This window comes from Vibrio vulnificus NBRC 15645 = ATCC 27562, from assembly GCF_002224265.1.
Taxonomy (GTDB): domain Bacteria; phylum Pseudomonadota; class Gammaproteobacteria; order Enterobacterales; family Vibrionaceae; genus Vibrio; species Vibrio vulnificus.
Window position 1 is genome coordinate 1,568,922 of the sequence record NZ_CP012882.1, and the last position, 17,127, is coordinate 1,586,048.

A 17,127-nucleotide genomic window follows, 5' to 3' on the forward strand; every position below is an offset into this window, starting at 1 on the left:
TTACGAGAAGTATTCGTTGAGGTGTTTAATACGGAACATGGTTTTCTCACTCTCGCTTTTTACACTTTCCAAAGTATGCGATACCTGTTGGATCGTCGCTTCCATCATTCTTGGTAACTCAGGGTCGATAAAGTTGTGCGGCAACGCACCGTGGAAATCCGAGCGAACTTTACGTAAATGATGTTCTGCGTCAGTGAGCTTACTAAACGCGCTGTCACATTTCTCTGCCCATTTCTGGTAATGTTCTTCATTTAGACCATCTTTAGTCACCAAACTGACCAACACCGCACGGTTGGCAATGTCTCTGATCACCAAGTTGTTGGATGCATCCAGATCAAATTTCAAGCGGCATAAGTTGGTGTTTTGGTTTACGAAACCATAAAGCTCACCCTGACCTTCTTTGATCACTCGGTCGAGTTCATCCTTCTGTACATACACCCAGCGGCTATCACCACGTTCAGATTCAGAGACAGACATGTTGCTTTGTAGCAGCACCAATTTGACCAAGTTGCGCGTTGGGCCAACGCTGTAAATACGAGCTTCTGACGTGTCAAAAGTATGCACCTCTTTGCCCTTACGCAGCAGACCAGCAGACGATTCCATCGAAAGCACAATGCCATATTGCTCTTCCAGCTCTTGTTGGATGTCCGCCAACTCTTCTCGGCAATAGTCGATTTGACTTTGTACTTCCTTTTGATCAAATGCGTAGTTAAGCGCAAACTCTTGGATAACCGAGGTCACGACCTCACGCGACTCTGGGCTGTTCCACAAGCAATCTTGCAGCAGCAGCAAATCAAGAGGGTTGATCTCGTCGCGACCATTAAAAAACGCACTGGCTTTGAGTAAGCGCACGGCTTTTTTCCAACGTCGGTCAGAAACGTAGAGATCCGTCTCCGCCACATCGACACCTACCGATTCGGCTTTCTCTTCCAGCATGGTTTTCAGTTGGAACAGTTTTTCAAACACACGATCGCTTAGTTTCAGCGACTCTAGAGCCTTCTGCCACTGATGATACTCTTCATCGGTGATCGCAAGCCCTTCAGGAATACGCGCTTCCTCCGGTGTACCCACGGTGAGCATGGATTTAAAGTTCTGTTTATTCTGAATTCGGTTAACAAACACGCGCACCAACATTCGGTCGTATAGCGCATCTAAGCCACTGTCTTCGTCAGGTAACTCATTGGAAGCCGAGATAAGCAAACGCATCGGAACACGTTCAATATCGCTGCCGTTTTTGAATGTTTTCTCATTCACCACGGTCAGCAAGGTGTTCAAAATGGCAGGGCCAGCTTTCCAAATTTCATCAAGAAACACCACTTGCGCGGTGGGTAGGTAGCCTTTTGTCAAGCGAACGTAGCGTCCGTTGTCTTTCAACTCTTGGATACTGAGCGGACCAAACACTTCTTCAGGGGTTGAAAAGCGCGTCATTAAGTATTCGAAATAACTACTGTTATCAAAGGCCTGAATAAGTCGTTTAGCGATTAAACTTTTTGCAATACCAGGAGGGCCAAGTAAGAAAACACTTTCACCAGCTAATGCCGCCAGCAAACAGAGTTTAATGGTGTATTCTCTTTCATACACGCCGTCGGCTAACGCGGCCGACAATTTGTTAATTCTTTCAGAAAGTAACGCTTTATCTGCATTAGACGCAAAAGAGGGGCGAATCATTACGTTACTCCTAATTCTCTTCAGTTATGGTATACGTACTTTTATACATTTGTTATCACTTTGTTACAAGTGCATTTTTTTATGACAAGCTCTTATAGCAGAACCGCTTTTTCAGTGTTCCGCAGCAAACAAAGATTGCAATTATGGGAGAAAAATCACTGATTACGCAAACGATATCTGGGCAGTTCTCTAATAAGAACTTTCGTTTATCGGCTTTTGTGCGTATCTTGTTGGCTTCTCATCATGAGACCGTTAGCTAGGAAAATGACACATCTATGAGCACCGTCATACATAAATGGAAAAATATCGCCCTAATAGAAGAAGAGGTGCTACTCCCGACTGGACACGCCATCGCGCACACAACGATTCAGCACCCGGGCGCCTCTGTCATCCTTCCCGTCACGGAAGAGGGCAACATCATACTGATTAATCAATTTCGTCCTTCCCTGAAAAAATGGTTACTAGAACTCCCTGCCGGCACCAAAGAACAAGGTGAAGATCCTCAGCACTGTGCGGAACGCGAGCTGGAAGAAGAAACTGGCTACAGCGCAGAGGAGTTTATCTCTTTGGGCCAAGTCACACCGCTGGCGGGGTTTTGCGACGAAATTCAATACTTGTTTGTGGCCAAGAAACTGACACAAACCAATCGCTATCAATGCGATGAAGATGAAGTGATTCAAGTGGTCAGCTTATCCCTTGAACAACTCGAAGAAAAAATAAGAGATGGCAGCATTAGCGACGCCAAAACCATTGCTTGCTTAAGCAAAGCCAAGCTTTGCGGCTATATATAGCCAACATGAGGAGACACTATGGATTTTCGTTCTGACACCGTAACTCGCCCTACTCCCGCCATGCGCGAGGCCATGGCTAACGCTATCGTCGGCGATGATGTATACGGCGATGACCCAACCGTAAATGAACTGGAAGCCTTTACCGCCAAAGAAGCAGGCTTTGAAGCTGCGCTCTTTACCACTTCAGGCACGCAAGCAAACCTGCTAGGTTTGATGGCGCATTGTGAACGCGGTGATGAGTATCTTTGTGGCCAACAAGCGCACAACTATCGTTACGAGGCTGGCGGTGCGGCAGTATTGGGTTCCATCCAACCTCAACCGATTGAGAACAATCCAGATGGCACGTTGCCGTTTGACAAGCTAACCGCTGCCATCAAACCCGATGACAGCCACTTTGCGCGCACTAAGCTGCTGAGCCTTGAAAATACCATCAATGGTAAAGTGCTGCCTTTGAGCTATTTGCAAGAGGCACGCGCTTTCGTCGATAAACACAATCTTAAACTCCATCTTGATGGTGCTCGTGTTTATAACGCAGCAACGGCGTTGGATGTCCCAGTAAGAGACATCGCTCAGTATTTTGATTCGATGACCATTTGTCTTTCCAAAGGATTGGGCGCTCCGGTGGGTTCTCTGCTGCTGGGTTCGAAAGAATACATCGCAAAAGCACGACGTTTGCGCAAAATGGTCGGTGGCGGCATGCGCCAAGCGGGTATTTTAGCCGCAGCGGGTAAGCTAGCCTTGACCGAACAAGTGGCTCAGTTAAAAGTCGATCATGCCAATGCCAAAGCATTGGCGCAGGGTTTGTCTGAGTTGCCCGGTGTGCATGTCAATCCTGATTTCGTGCAAACAAACATTGTGTTTGCCAAACTGGATGACGGTATCGACATCAACGCGATTGCGCAAAAATTGGCAAAAGAATCGATCATCATTACCCCGGGAAATCCGATTCGTTTTGTGACTCACAAAGATATTTCTCGCCAAGATATTGATCTATTTCTAGAAAAGTTGCGATTCTTCCTCGGCTAACGTCTTTACTCTTGAGCTTCCCCTTAGGGGAAGCTCTATGCTGCGACACAACAAGTTTAGTTTGGAGCCGCCATGTTAAGACCCATTCTGTGCCTCATCGCCACTGCTTTCACCTTCACCGCTCACGCAAACGCTCTTCAAGGTAATCCTGAACTCGGCAAAGTCAAAAGTCCAAGTTGTGTCTTTTGCCACGGCACAACTGGCGTAGCGGCCAATAATGCTTACCCGCATCTCGCAGGCCAAAACGAACAATATCTGTTTGATTCCATGAAAAGCTATCAAAACGGCCAACGGACAGGTCCGCTAGCCGATATGATGCAGGCACAATTACAACGCCTGAATGATCAAGACTTAAGAGACGTCGCGGCCTATTATGCGCAGCAAACTCGTTAGTTTCTGCTGAATGGCCGACTCATAATTGCCGATCTTTCGGTTGATCATGACGTTAAGAATCGATTTTGCGAAACCGCTGTAAGGGGAATAAAACAGCGGCGTGAGAGCAAATCGAGATTGGGTCATCACGGGCTTTAACTTCGAGAAGGTGTGAAAGCCTTCTCGACCATGATAATGCCCCATGCCGCTCTCACCGACACCACCAAACGGCAAGTCGTGTTGTGCGACATGCAGCATGACGTCGTTGATACACAAACCACCAGACAGTGTTTCTTGCGTGATCTTTTTCTGTAGCCACTTATCTTCACTAAAGAGGTATAACGCTAAAGGACGCGGCCTCTGAGCAATGTAGTGGAACACCTCGTCAATATGTTGATAAGTGATGATCGGCAGTATCGGTCCAAAGATCTCTTCTTGCATCACCGCCATATCGCTCTCCACCTCTGTCACTAGATAGAATGGCAGTTTTCGACTGCCTCGCTCTGGTTCAGAATCTGGAATACAGTTGATGAGCTTCGCGCCTTTTTCTTTGGCGTCGCTGAGAAGGTGCGTTAAGCGCTCAAAAGCATTGGCATCGATAATCGAGGTGTAATCTGGATGTTGAATTGTGCGAAAGCGTTTCGCCATGATGGCTTTGGTGGTTTCGACGACTTCGTTCAATCGAGATTGAGGCACAAACAGATAGTCAGGCGCGATACACGTTTGACCACAGTTATACAATTTGCCACCAAGCAAGCGTTCTAGTGCGATCTTCACATCAAATTTTTCATCTAAGATCACGGGCGATTTCCCACCCAACTCTAAGGTCACTGGCACCAAATTATTGGCTGCGGATTGCATCACCGCCCGTCCCGTTTTCGTTGAACCGGTAAACAGCAAATGGTCGAACTTGAGCTTGGAAAACGCAGGCCCCATCTCGGCTTCATCCGCATAAATGGCGACTTCGTCACGATTAAACTGCGCTTCAAACAGCTCGACCAACAACTGAGCTAAATGCGGCGAATTTTGCGACATTTTGAGCATCACGCGATTTCCTGCCGCCAGCGCCGCAACCAGAGGACCAATGGTAAGCATCAGTGGATAGTTCCACGGCACAATGACGCCCACCACACCTAACGGCTGAGGGACAACTCTGTTTTTTGCAGGAAAAAACCAGACAGAGGTATGTCGACGACTTGGCTTCATCCATTTCTTAAGCTGTTTTTTGGCATCTCGAATGGTTTCAATACTGGTAAACAGCTCGAGTAATCCCGTTTCACTGATTGAACGAGTACCAAAGTCTTGTTCGATGGCGTAGATGATCTCAGCTTGATGCGCTTTGATGAGCGATTCAAGTTTGTTGAGGTTCTCGAGTCTTTTTTGGTAGGTGGGGTATGGGTTTCTTAGAAACGCATCGCGACTTTCTTTGAGCTGTTGACTCAATCGCTGTTTTAACTCCATGCGCCTACTCCTTATAAATGCTGACCAAACCACTATACGCGTTATTTGAGTATTTGTTCAATAAATGACAGTGATGATTTTCACGCATTGATACACCCATTTAATTCGTGCCACACGAACTATTTGTCTTTAGATCAATAAATTGTCGAATATTGTGTTTACAAAAGGCAGAGGGTTTGACTTTTTATTCTAATTTAATGATATTCCATTCTCCTTTAACTTAACGTGAAAACAGACATGTCTCACACACATTCTCATTCGGTTGACGCAGCCGTGAGCAAGAAATCTTGGCAAATGCCAGATACGCTTATTCTGATTTTTATTGTTGGTATTTTCGCAGCCATTCTTACTTATCTTATTCCTGCGGGTCACTTCGACAGCCAACAAGTTAGCTATATGGTTGATGGTGCAGAAAAAACACGCACCGTTATCGACCCATCTTCTTTCAGCTATGCCACCGATGAACACGGCGAATTGGTCTACAACCGTGTGGGACTTTTCGCCTCTGGCGGTGGCATTGGGTTGATGAACTTCCCGTTTGAAGGGCTGGTTTCTGGCTCGAAATGGGGCAGCGCGATTGGCGTCATCATGTTTATGCTGGTGATTGGTGGTGCGTTCGGTGTCGTGATGCGCACGGGTACCATCGATAATGGCATTCTGCGCCTGATCGACAAAACCAAAGGGAGTGAGGCTTTGTTCATTCCTGTGCTGTTTTTGTTGTTTTCACTTGGTGGTGCCGTGTTTGGTATGGGTGAAGAAGCCGTTGCGTTCGCCATTATCATCGCGCCTTTGATGGTGCGACTGGGTTACGATGGTATCACTACCGTGATGGTCACTTACGTTGCGACACAAATTGGTTTCGCCACCTCTTGGATGAACCCATTTTCCGTGGCGATTGCCCAAGGGATTGCCGGTATTCCCGTGCTTTCAGGCATGACGGTGCGTATGGCGCTATGGGTAGGTTTCACGCTAATCGGCATCGCCTTTACCATGATTTATGCCTCGCGCATCAAGGCCAATCCAGAATTTTCCTACAGCCGTCGTACCGATGCCTATTTCCGTCAGCAAGAGTTAGGAAGCCATGACTCTCGTTGGAACCTGGGCGACACTTTAGTGATTTTGACTGTGATTGCTGTGACCATTTGGGTGGTATGGGGCGTTGTGGCTTACGCTTGGTATATTCCTGAAATTGCTTCGCAGTTCTTCACCATGGGTTTTGTCGTGGCCATTATTGGTACTGTTTTCCGTCTCAATGGCATGACTCTTAATGATGCCGCAGACGCGTTTAAAGAAGGCGCCAGCATCATGCTTGCCCCCGCTCTGTTGGTGGGCTGCGCAAAAGGCGTATTGCTGATTCTTGGTGGCGGTACGACAGATGAAGCGAGCGTCCTAAACTCCATTCTCAACAGTGCTGGCGGTGTGATCAGCGGTTTGCCTGATGTGATGGCCGCATGGTTGATGTACGTATTCCAATCGGTGTTCAACTTCTTTGTAACGTCGGGTTCTGGCCAAGCGGCACTCACCATGCCATTACTATCACCACTGTCAGACATCGCGGGGGTTACTCGTCAGGTCGCAGTATTGGCATTCCAGCTTGGTGATGGGTTTACCAACGTGATTGTGCCAACCTCAGCCTCTCTAATGGCGACGCTTGGCGTATGCCGCATTGACTGGGGTGACTGGGCTAAATTCTGCTGGCGCTTTATGCTGTTACTCTTTACTCTATCGAGCATTGTTGTGGTCGCAGCGCATTTGATGGGCTTTGCGTAAGCAAAACCGTTTGTTGCAAGCCAGTTGGCAAAAAGTTGGCTGGACTTAGCTATCCCAATTGATAAGGGCGAGATCCATTCTCGCCTTTTTTTAATTTTGCTCCGTGGCGATTGAGTGACGCTCGCGAGTAATGACTAATTTGGAGTTTACCGTTTCATGACAACACACTACTTAGATGACGTTATTCAAGGTCACCAAGTAATCCAATCTCTCAACGTGGATGATCTTCCCGCGGGAGAACACAAATTTTGGTTCCGCATTGCAACCAATGCACTTGGTCAGTGGCAACACATGCCTGTCCTCGTTTTCAAAGGCACCGAATCAGGGAAGAAGTTTGTCATTACCGCTGGTGTTCATGGTGATGAATACAATGGTGTGCTGGCGGCCCAGCAGGTTGCACGCGATTTAGTGGGCCAGTCTATGGCAGGCTGCGTGACCATCCTACCCACCATTAATCTAACGGGTATGCTCAACCACAGCCGCGATTTTTACTCTGCCGATCCAGACGTTTCTCCTGCGAATCTAAACCGCTTTTTCCCGGGTGACGACAAAGGCAATGAAGCACAGCGCTATCTGCACGCTATTTGGCACCATGTATTAAAACCCAATGCTGAACTGGCGATCGATCTACACACTCAAACCAGTGGCGCTATCTATCCTCTGTATATTTTTGCTGATTTTCGTCTTGCTCAATCATTGGAAATGGCGCGCCTTGCAGGACCCGACGCGATTTTGAATGATCCTGGCGACGCAGGCGTGCTGGAAACAGTATGGAATCAGCATGGTATCCCAAGTATCACCATTGAAGTGGGTATGGGGCGTTATACCGAAAGCGACTTGGTTGCTCGCACCGCTGCTGGCATCGCCAATATTCTGAGATATCATAACGTCATCCAAGGCGATAGCAACGCACCTAAGCCGGCCTTTGAAGGGCAAAGCGTGACCTCTATTCGCGCTGAGCTCGGTGGCTTTATCCTACCACAAGTGACCATGATGCAATCGGTCGAACAAGGAGAGCTGCTGGCGATTCAATATGACAGCTTCGGTGATGAAGTTTGGCGTTACCACGCACCGAAAGCCGGTATCGTACTCAGTCACAATATTGAATCCATGCGCGCGGCAGGCGCACTGGTGGTGAGATTGATTCACTCATAAATCACAAAAAAGGGCGATTGGTGGCACCAATCGCCCTTTTTTATCAATGTGTTATTGAGATGCCCAAGTGACTTCAAGATGTCAGGTTCAGCTCTTGGAGATAAACCCTCATTTAGAACTGATAAGCAACATGGATACCTGCACCATCATGGCTCACCCACGGCAGCACTTGGACATTTTCATCGTAGGCGTCAGTAAAGATCCACGCTGACAGCGTGCCTAAAGCAGCACCTGCGATCACATCACGCCAGTAGTGCCTCTTCGCCTCCACTCTCCCCACGCCAACCAAAGTTGCAATCGTGTAAGCAGGTAAACCCGCCTGCCAACCGTAGCGAATTTGCAGCGTCGTCGCGGAAGCAAACGCATTGGCGGTATGATTGGAGGGAAAACTATCAAAACCTGATTTATCTGGCCTTTCTTCTTCAATGGTCACTTTTCCCAATAGACCGACGGCAGATGCGGTGCCAATACTCAACCCCGCTTGCCAAAAGCCTTGCCAGTCTTCTTTATAGAGTGGCACTGCCGCTGCGGTGGCGACCAAGCCGTACGCTCCGACGTCACTAAACGTCTCCCACCCTTTAGAGCCTTGAGCATAAACAGGCGCAGCACATAATGCGCCTGCAGCAAGCGTTGTAAAACAGCAACGTTTCATGAAATACCTCATCACAAACAAGCTAATGTTTGCGCCAAACTGTGCACCAAACCATTTGGGTGACATTGAGAATAAAAAAAAGCCAATCACAATAAGAGGTGATTGGCTGTATATATTTGTGAACAATCAGGTTCACTAACAACGTCAGTTGGCTAGGTGACCCTCGGCTTAAAAAGGGTCAATCTTATTAAAGCAGAAAGCGTGCCAACTTTAAAAACGTACACCAATCCTATTATTTGCTACATTTTTAACCAAAATGCAGATAAACAAGGTTCATATTGGTCGATAAACCAAGCCAATATAATGCAAATTGCAAAAATAGATTTGCATTATGCAACTGCCGCGAAGTTCAACAGGCTATACTCGTTGATATTGGATAACGTACAACTGCTCTATCCCAGGGTAAATTTCTTGAATGACTTCTTTCAACGTTTCCAGCGTCATGTTTTCTTGTTCTGCATGAAACTGATTCAACGCCGAGAATGCAATAGGTTCTACGCTTAAGATTTTCAGTTGGCAGAAAACACGCCCTTCCTCTAGTGTCGAGACTTCAACTGTGGTTCCTGGTTGATAGTCCTTTTCTGACTCGTCGCGAATTGTGATGGTTTTCTTGCCTGCAAGAATGTCTGCTTCAAAACGTGAGAAAAAAGTCATTTTGGTTGGTGCTGTCATCACTACCTCTTCTATTTGATCAGCCAAAAAGGGCATTAGAATGCATTCGTCATACACTTAAATCAGTGAACTGATGCAATGCGCATTTTCATAACGTTGTATATGTGTTTGAATGAGTAACCTAAAACACGGAAAGAGCTGATATGAAACGGATAATTCTACTGCTAAGCCTTTGTTTATTTTTATTCCACCCTGCGACTTTGGCATCGCCACAGCAAGGTTGGATTTTTGATTCCAGCGACAATGGTATCACCATCCATTATCGTGAGCACACAGATGGCTTGGTGGAGATTCGTGCTCAAATGTTTTTCCCCACCAGCTATGCCGCATTTTTGAAATTACTCGAAGACACTGACAACGTATCTAACTGGATTGATAATGTTGCTCACAGCCACGTTGTGCAACAGCTATCACCGCGAGAAAACATCGTTTACACCCAATTTGCGGCACCTTGGCCTGCACAAAATCGCGATATGCTGACTTATTCAAAGTACAGCCTAGATGAAGCTGGATTCACCTTGCAGATCAGCGATGCACCTGAGACGGCTTTCCCTCGGGATCCTGGCTACATTCGTATCACGCAAGTCAAAGCGAGCTGGGTACTGAATAAGCTCACCAACGACACCACTCACATTGAATACACCGCGTTCGCTAATCCTGGCGGTGCCCTACCCGATTGGTTAGTGAACAAGCTGGCCAAGGAAAGTGCGCGCGCCACATTTGAGGGCTTACGTGAGCAATTACCGCGTTTTCAACACCTTCGGCATCCACACATTTCCGAGTAGCCTCGATCGATCATCATCTGCTATTCGTTATCCGTTATCAAATCACGTTAAACGAACAGAGCGGCGTTTGACTCTGTTTGCCAATGTTTCTGCAATCGTCAACAGCAAACCAAACCAAATCAAGCCAAAGCTCACCATTTTCACTTGGTCGAAATACTCAGCAAAAATAAACACGGCAAGGAGAAACTGTAACGTTGGCTCAATATATTGCATCAGGCCAATGTTCGTCATATTGGTATAACGAATAGCAATGGAATAAAAAATAAGGGGCGCGATGGTGACCGGTCCGCTACCCAAATATAATAAGAGCGTTGAAAGATCGGAGGAAAGGGAAACCGCGTCGCCTTGCGCGTATTTCATCGCCATATAAATAGTGGCCACAGGAGCAAGTAGTAATGCTTCAAAAAATAATGTCGTGCTCCAATCGTAGGCTATTTTCTTTTTACAAAAACCGTAGAGGGTAAAAAATACCCCCATAGTTAATGCAACGTACGGAATTTCACCGTAATGGACAATTTGATACCCCAGCCCTAAAGCGGCAAAAAAGATCGCCAGTTTTTTTCCCGGAGAGAGCGTTTCTTTAAGCACCAACACGCCAAGTGCCACCATCATTAACGGGCTAATGAAAAAACCTAGACTGGCATCAATCACGCGATCATTGGTCAGCGCCCAAGTGAAGGTGGACCATGAGATGCACATCAGCAACGCGGCGATCAAGGTATAAAGTAGCGATCGCTTATCGTGCCAAACTCGACGAAATTCAGGCAACTTGCCTGTAATGAAGTACACGAGCACCAAGCCAACTGGAACAGAAGCAATGATGCGCATAGCCAACAGCTCATCCATTTGAGCAGACGGCATCAAACGGTAATAGATTGGTGTCAGGCCCCAAATAAGAAAGGAGATGGCCGCCATGATATTGCCATAGCTGGTGGTTTTCATAAGTGCTCGATGACATAGTAAAGACGTGGCAATTCTAACTCTACACTCCATTTTTCGCTATGATATTTTGCAAATACATAGAATCACAAAATATCTCCCTTACATAGATCACTTATATTAAACACTGCGTTTAATTGGTTTAATTAATATATCCACACCTATAAATAACGCTTCTAAATCATCTGTTTATTTCATCACTCTTTTTCGAGAAATTAATTCCAAATCCAATCAATTAATTCGCCTCTTCGTTATTCTCATCCTAAATTATGCCTGACATCACACATAGGCAAAGCTTCCGGTCTGTCGGTATTTTTTACGAAACCCAAGATAGCGGGGCCGCCGCTCTCACAAGAGAGTGTTCTCACCAAGCACGTCAGTGGGCTCTTTACGAGCCATTCATCGCCTTGGGAATAACATGCGTATGCTGTGGTTGAAGATTGGCAATATAGCCAAATAAAGTCAGCAATCAAAAAGAGTATGTTATGAAAAAACAACCGCAAAAAACCTTACTGGCCATTGCTCTATCCGTCGTAAGCGGAACCGCAATGAGCCATGGTTATGTTTCTGCAGTGGAAAATGGTGTCGCTGAAGCTCGTGTGACACTGTGTAAGTTCGCTGCGTCAACTGGGGAAAAAAACACCAACTGTGGCGCGATTCAATATGAACCGCAAAGCGTTGAAGGGCCAGATGGCTTCCCTGCGTCTGGTCCGCGCGATGGTAAAATTGCCAGCGCCGAGAGCGCGTTAGCCAACGCACTTGATGAGCAAACCGCAGACCGCTGGGTAAAACGCCCGATTCAAGCTGGCGCGCAAAACTTTGAGTGGACCTTTACCGCCAATCACGTGACCAAAGATTGGAAATATTACATCACCAAACCAGATTGGAATCCAAACCAACCACTTGCTCGCGCCTCATTCGATCTCACCCCTTTCTGCGTCGTGGACGGTGGCATGGTTCAACCGCCGAAACGCGTTAGCCACACATGTAATGTACCTGAACGAGAAGGCTACCAAGTGATTTTGGCGGTTTGGGATGTGGGTGACACCGCTGCCTCTTTCTACAATGTCATTGATGTCAAATTCGATGGAGATGGCCCTGCTCTGCCAGATTGGCAACAAGGTGGCCAGATCATTCCAACCATGAACCTCAATGTTGGTGACACCGTCTTTACACGCGTATTTGATCTCGCGGGTGAGAATCCGGCCTACACGACAGAACTGGCGATCGACAGCGACGCGATGACAGTAGCAAACAATTGGTCACACGCTCTCGCGGTGAAAATTAACCAAACCCAAAGCGAGATCGCAGCAGGTCAGCTCAACGAACAAAATCAATTCGTTCCGGTTTATGGTACTAACCCAATTTTCCTTAAGTCTGGCAGCAACCTGCAGCGTGTCGAGATCGGCTATAAAATTGAAACCCCTGCACCTGAGTACGACGTCACCCTATCGGGTTTGGCCTCTGAGTATCAAATTGGCGATGCGCCTGTAACGCTCGATTTAGGCTTACAAGCAACTGGCGATATTACGACGGAACTGACCATCTATAACCACCACAAAGAGCCGCTTGCTTTTGAAACGGTTGCAATGACAGATGGTGAGAACAAAGCGGTCACCATGACATTAAGTAAATCCGAAGCAGGTCACCATATGCTGGTGACGAAAGTCCTAGACAAAGACGGCACACTGCAAAAACAGCAAACGTCTGACTTCATGCTGACGGAAACGCAAACACCACCGCCAAGTAACGATTACGATTTTGTCTTCCCAGATGGCTTGAGCTCGTACACGGCAAGCACCAAAGTGCTCGCTAATGACGGTGCCATTTACCAATGTAAGCCATTCCCATACTCAGGTTACTGTGTTCAATGGACACCAACCGCAACGCAATACCAGCCGGGCACTGGCTCACACTGGCAAATGGCGTGGGACAAACTGTAAACCTTTCCCCTATATGTGATTTATCACATGCATAACGACCAAAGCGATGCCAATTGGCATCGCTTTTTTTTTATCTCGCGTTAACCTGTTCTTTTCCGCCCTAAGTGGCATTCAAATTGGCCACAAACAGCTCAATGCTTCGCCGCTGTGTGTTGGGGTTAAGGAACACCGCTTTTTCGCCGGGTAAAAAAAGGCAATGCCCTGCTTCGTTGTAATCGGTTCTGGCAATCGAATCGACCCAATTGGTTTTCAAATAACGACCTTTTCTCGCTAAGAAGTTATTGCGATGGTAGGTCGCGCTGCTAACGATACTTTCCATATACGCCTTTTGCCTGATAAGCCGTCGTTCTCGGTAAAACAGTGCTTGCGCACTCTCTTCCATCTCTGGCGGATAGAGACGAAAAGTGACACAAGGGCCTTGATTACTGCCAGAGACCACTTTGCAATTGCGTAATTTAGAGAGCAAACAGCGCAGATAATTGGCATTCTGCAAGCCGTGTGCGATCAGCATTTGATACCCTTCAATGCCAATGCTCTCTAACGCAGAATAAGCGGAAAATACCCCCACCGCACTGCGAGAACATTCGATGGTGGATTGAAGATGCGTTTGATTACGTTGTTGCGCTTCGAAATAGGAGAAATACTCTGCATCGTGTTTTAACGCCTGCATATCTTGACGATCTTTCACCAAAATCAAACTGGAGGTGTAAGGTACATAGCCCCACTTCTGAAAATCAATGGTGATGGAATCGGCGTAGCGCAAGCCCTTGACTAAGGCATTGGTGACCTCTAATCCTTCTAAGGTTGCGGTATTTATCGCCAATTCATTCCGCTCAAAAGCATATTCTTTAAAAAAGAGCAGTGTCCAACCGACGGCAGCGTCAACATGAATGTGTGGCCGGTAGTTCAAACCATACTGGCGACATAAGCGCTCTCGCAACAAGTAAACGGCAGCCACGTCGTCTATCGCAAAAGTATCGGTGGTGCCAAAGGTCAACAAAATCGTCGGGACGGTGATTTCATGGCGAATGCAATACTCAAATTGCTTTGCCAGATCATTGAGGTCAATTTGGTTGTTTTCATTGACCTTGGTGCGAAGCAGTTGTTTGCTCATATCCACACCAAGTAGTGAAAGATTGGTGACGTTGGAGTAGTGCCCCGCTTGGGAATTGATAAACGCCAGTTTCTTATCCCCAATACCCGTTGTGGCTGAATCAGGGAAACACTTGCGTAACCCAAGTAAATAACCGTAGAGGTTGCAAAACGTCCCGCCTTGCGTGAAAAGCCCCGTGGCTTTTTGGTCATCGTATCCTACTAGGTTTGCGATTTGCCGTACCACAACACTTTCTAATTCGGTGGCTCGCCCAGCGTACTCGCTGTAAACCAAATTGGGATTTGCGATGGTGGCCAACAGCGCACCATGAATGGCAGGATCACTCGGTGTTGAAATGACGTTTTCCACTGCGCTTGGATCATCCCAGTTTTTACTGTGTCCAGCCGCAAAAAGTGCTAACGGCTCGAACGGCTTAATCACTTGGCTGGAAGCGTGTGGAATGTAACTGTCTGCAGCCAGCCTTTTGGACAAAATGGGATTGGTTGGCATGGTGAGATTACGTTTATGCCCAACCAACTCAGCCACTTGCTTAATTTTGTAGATCGGCCACAAATTGGGATCGCGGGAAAAGAACTGTTTGACCAGTTTTTGGTGACAATAGGCAAAATGCTGCGATATCTGGTTATTTTGTTTCTCTAGCCAAGCATGAACCATTAATTTCGTCATAAACTCGCTCCTAACAAAGAAACGATAGCGGGCCTATAGTGCCCGCTACAAAGTAACAACCGTTATTGCAGTTTGAAATTGGACACGAGTTTATCGAGTTCGTGGTTGGAATCGGCCAGAGACTCCGTCGCAGCAACCGTTTGACGGCCACTTGCCACCAGATTGGTGACAATATCTCGAATGGCCAGCATATTGCGACTTAGCTCAGCCGCCACGGTGCTTTGCTCTTCCGTCGCTGCGGCAATTTGCGTACTGACATCATCAATATCTCGTACAGAACCGCTCATTAAGTTGAGACTGTTGGAGACTTCCGACGTCTTGCTGGCGGTTGATTGGCATTGCTGTTTAGTGCGTTCCATTGATGCAACCACGCTAGAGGTACCATCGAGCAGTTTTGACAACATTTCTGAAATTTCTGTCGTACTGTTCTGCGTTCTCGCAGCCAAAGCACGTACCTCATCGGCGACAACGGCAAATCCGCGGCCCTGTTCACCAGCGCGTGCCGCTTCAATCGCGGCGTTCAATGCCAGCAAATTGGTTTGCTCAGAAATCTCACCAATCACGTTCAACACTTCACTGATTTTGTTGGCGTCTTGGTTCATGCTGACAATGCGATTGGACATCTCCTCCACATCGTTCACCAAGGCACTGACGGTAGTCACCGCGTTGTTGACAATCTCTAGAGATTGCTTGGCTTCTTTACTCGCACCTTCGGTAATTCTATTCGACTGAGTGACGTTTTCCGCCACTGAGCGCGCACTTTCACTCATCTCGGTAATTGCCGTTACCACCTGATCGGTTTCTGCTGAGTGGGTGATCAACACTTTTTCGTTTTCCACCGCCGTTTGATTGAGCTGCACAATGTTAGAGGAAATATTTTGGCTTGCTTCAGACACTTGCAACATCATGCCCTGTAAGCTCTGCACAAAGCGGTTGAACCCTTCACTGATCTGCGCAAGGTCATCTCCCCCTTCAACCGTCAGTCTCGCGGTTAAATCGCCAGAACCTTTTGATAATCCTAGTACGGTTTTTTTCAATTTGAGCAATGGTTTATAAGCATGCTCCAGTGTTAACACCATCACCACCGCACTGACCAGAAGTAAGATCACCCCTGTCACGATCGCTTCATTTTGCGCTTCTCGTACCCCCGCCAACGCGGTGTCCTGATCGACAAACACCATCAAGGTCCAGTATTGATCTTGGGTTAAATTGACACGCTGGAAATAGCCATCAAACTCAATACCAAGATAAGGAAACTGCAAATGGCCTTGCTGCTGATTAAAAAAAGCACGTTCCATATCACCAAAAACGGGGCTCACTTGTGAAGGAGTCTTCCCAATATCATTGGGATCGTCACTGGCAAAAAACACCGCATTTTTATCGGTTAACGTTGCCGCTCCACCAGCAAAGCGCATATCACTCACCATTTTAATGATGTCCGACAACAAGATATCGCCGAGTAAAACCCCTTGGAACTGACCTTGGTAATAAACCGGCATCGTTGCACTGACCACTTTCTCACCGGTAATTTTATCAACATAAATATCGGTGAGTTTGGCACTGTTGCCGCTTTTGGCATTTTGATACCACTCTCTTTGGTTGAAGTTTTGCTCCGAGGTACTAATACCGGACTTGTGGAGAGACATGTACGATCGGCCATCTTCATAGGCCATGATGATGTTCGAAATACCAGCACTCTCAGCCAGAAGGCGCACAAGATTAACATTCTGCTCGTCGCTGAGCTGAGCATTAAAATGACGCGCCCCTAACTCAACCGCTTTAAGCTGTGTCGTCACCGCGTGTTGCAGTTCATCAACGTGATAATTGAGTTTATTCTGAGTTTCAGAAATCAAAGATGAGACCATCTTTTCTTTTAAAGAAATGATATTTAGCGTACCCAAGATGCCTAAAGATAAGGCAACCAACAACGCCACGCTGGAATAAATGCGCGATTTAAAGCCTAGATTCATAGCTCCCCCTATCTACCCGATAGCCAAGATCTGTTTATTTTGGGAGCACTTGGTTTTCTAATTTATATTCGACAAATGCCGATTTGGAACCAAAAGCACACCCAGCCAACTCTATAAACATAGCTAGGGTATTGGAAAATATA

Annotated in this window: 14 protein-coding genes; 7 read left to right on the forward strand and 7 right to left on the reverse strand. The window is 46.9% G+C overall.

From position 1 onward, the window contains the following. Complete coding sequence (locus AOT11_RS22460) at window positions 1-1,668, reverse strand: ATPase RavA domain-containing protein (RefSeq protein WP_017422534.1); 1,668 nt, start codon at window positions 1,666-1,668, stop codon at window positions 1-3. 275 nt (window positions 1,669-1,943) lie between these two features. Here AOT11_RS22460 and AOT11_RS22465 point away from each other — a divergent pair, with 275 nt between their 5' ends. The 3 genes from AOT11_RS22465 (at window position 1,944) to AOT11_RS22475 (ending at window position 3,878) form a co-directional block, all read left to right on the forward strand. Beyond that, window positions 1,944-2,459, forward strand: coding sequence for an NUDIX hydrolase (locus AOT11_RS22465; RefSeq protein ID WP_011081043.1), 516 nt, complete (start codon window positions 1,944-1,946; stop codon window positions 2,457-2,459). Between the two features lie 18 nt (window positions 2,460-2,477). Next, complete coding sequence (gene ltaE, locus AOT11_RS22470) at window positions 2,478-3,485, forward strand: low-specificity L-threonine aldolase (RefSeq protein WP_017422533.1); 1,008 nt, start codon at window positions 2,478-2,480, stop codon at window positions 3,483-3,485. 72 nt (window positions 3,486-3,557) lie between these two features. Next, the gene (locus AOT11_RS22475; RefSeq protein WP_017422532.1) at window positions 3,558-3,878 is read left to right on the forward strand and encodes a c-type cytochrome; all 321 of its coding nucleotides are present in this window, start codon (window positions 3,558-3,560) and stop codon (window positions 3,876-3,878) included. Here the strand turns inward: AOT11_RS22475 and AOT11_RS22480 are convergent. Then, entirely contained in the window at window positions 3,837-5,318 is a 1,482-nt protein-coding gene (locus AOT11_RS22480; protein WP_049798006.1) for a coniferyl aldehyde dehydrogenase, read from the reverse strand. The two genes, AOT11_RS22475 and AOT11_RS22480, sit on opposite strands and share 42 nt — an antisense overlap. A 294-nt stretch (window positions 5,319-5,612) precedes the next feature. Between AOT11_RS22480 and yfcC the strand changes: the two genes are divergently transcribed. Further along, on the forward strand, window positions 5,613-7,088 hold the full coding sequence (gene yfcC / locus AOT11_RS22485) for a putative basic amino acid antiporter YfcC (RefSeq protein WP_026050727.1): 1,476 nt from the start codon (window positions 5,613-5,615) through the stop codon (window positions 7,086-7,088). A gap of 156 nt (window positions 7,089-7,244) precedes the next feature. Beyond that, window positions 7,245-8,243, forward strand: coding sequence for a succinylglutamate desuccinylase/aspartoacylase family protein (locus tag AOT11_RS22490; protein WP_017422529.1), 999 nt, complete (start codon window positions 7,245-7,247; stop codon window positions 8,241-8,243). A 112-nt stretch (window positions 8,244-8,355) separates the two neighbouring features. Here AOT11_RS22490 and AOT11_RS22495 read toward each other — a convergent pair whose 3' ends face one another. Continuing rightward, on the reverse strand, window positions 8,356-8,961 hold the full coding sequence (locus tag AOT11_RS22495) for a phosphatase PAP2 family protein (protein WP_039466709.1): 606 nt from the start codon (window positions 8,959-8,961) through the stop codon (window positions 8,356-8,358). A 291-nt stretch (window positions 8,962-9,252) separates the two neighbouring features. After that, complete coding sequence (gene yqfB / locus AOT11_RS22500; RefSeq protein ID WP_026050728.1) at window positions 9,253-9,567, reverse strand: N(4)-acetylcytidine aminohydrolase; 315 nt, start codon at window positions 9,565-9,567, stop codon at window positions 9,253-9,255. 143 nt (window positions 9,568-9,710) lie between these two features. Between yqfB and AOT11_RS22505 the strand changes: the two genes are divergently transcribed. Beyond that, window positions 9,711-10,352, forward strand: coding sequence for an START domain-containing protein (locus AOT11_RS22505; protein WP_017422526.1), 642 nt, complete (start codon window positions 9,711-9,713; stop codon window positions 10,350-10,352). A gap of 42 nt (window positions 10,353-10,394) precedes the next feature. Here the strand turns inward: AOT11_RS22505 and rarD are convergent, their stop codons facing one another. Continuing rightward, entirely contained in the window at window positions 10,395-11,294 is a 900-nt protein-coding gene (rarD, locus tag AOT11_RS22510) for an EamA family transporter RarD (RefSeq protein ID WP_017422525.1), read from the reverse strand. A gap of 482 nt (window positions 11,295-11,776) precedes the next feature. Between rarD and gbpA the strand changes: the two genes are divergently transcribed. After that, on the forward strand, window positions 11,777-13,234 hold the full coding sequence (gene gbpA / locus AOT11_RS22515; protein WP_017422524.1) for an N-acetylglucosamine-binding protein GbpA: 1,458 nt from the start codon (window positions 11,777-11,779) through the stop codon (window positions 13,232-13,234). Window positions 13,235-13,334: 100 nt separating this feature from the next. Here the strand turns inward: gbpA and AOT11_RS22520 are convergent, their stop codons facing one another. Beyond that, window positions 13,335-15,014, reverse strand: coding sequence for a pyridoxal phosphate-dependent decarboxylase family protein (locus AOT11_RS22520; protein ID WP_017422523.1), 1,680 nt, complete (start codon window positions 15,012-15,014; stop codon window positions 13,335-13,337). A gap of 62 nt (window positions 15,015-15,076) precedes the next feature. Next, on the reverse strand, window positions 15,077-16,984 hold the full coding sequence (locus tag AOT11_RS22525) for a methyl-accepting chemotaxis protein (protein WP_017422522.1): 1,908 nt from the start codon (window positions 16,982-16,984) through the stop codon (window positions 15,077-15,079). Between the last annotated feature and the right edge of the window lie 143 nt (window positions 16,985-17,127).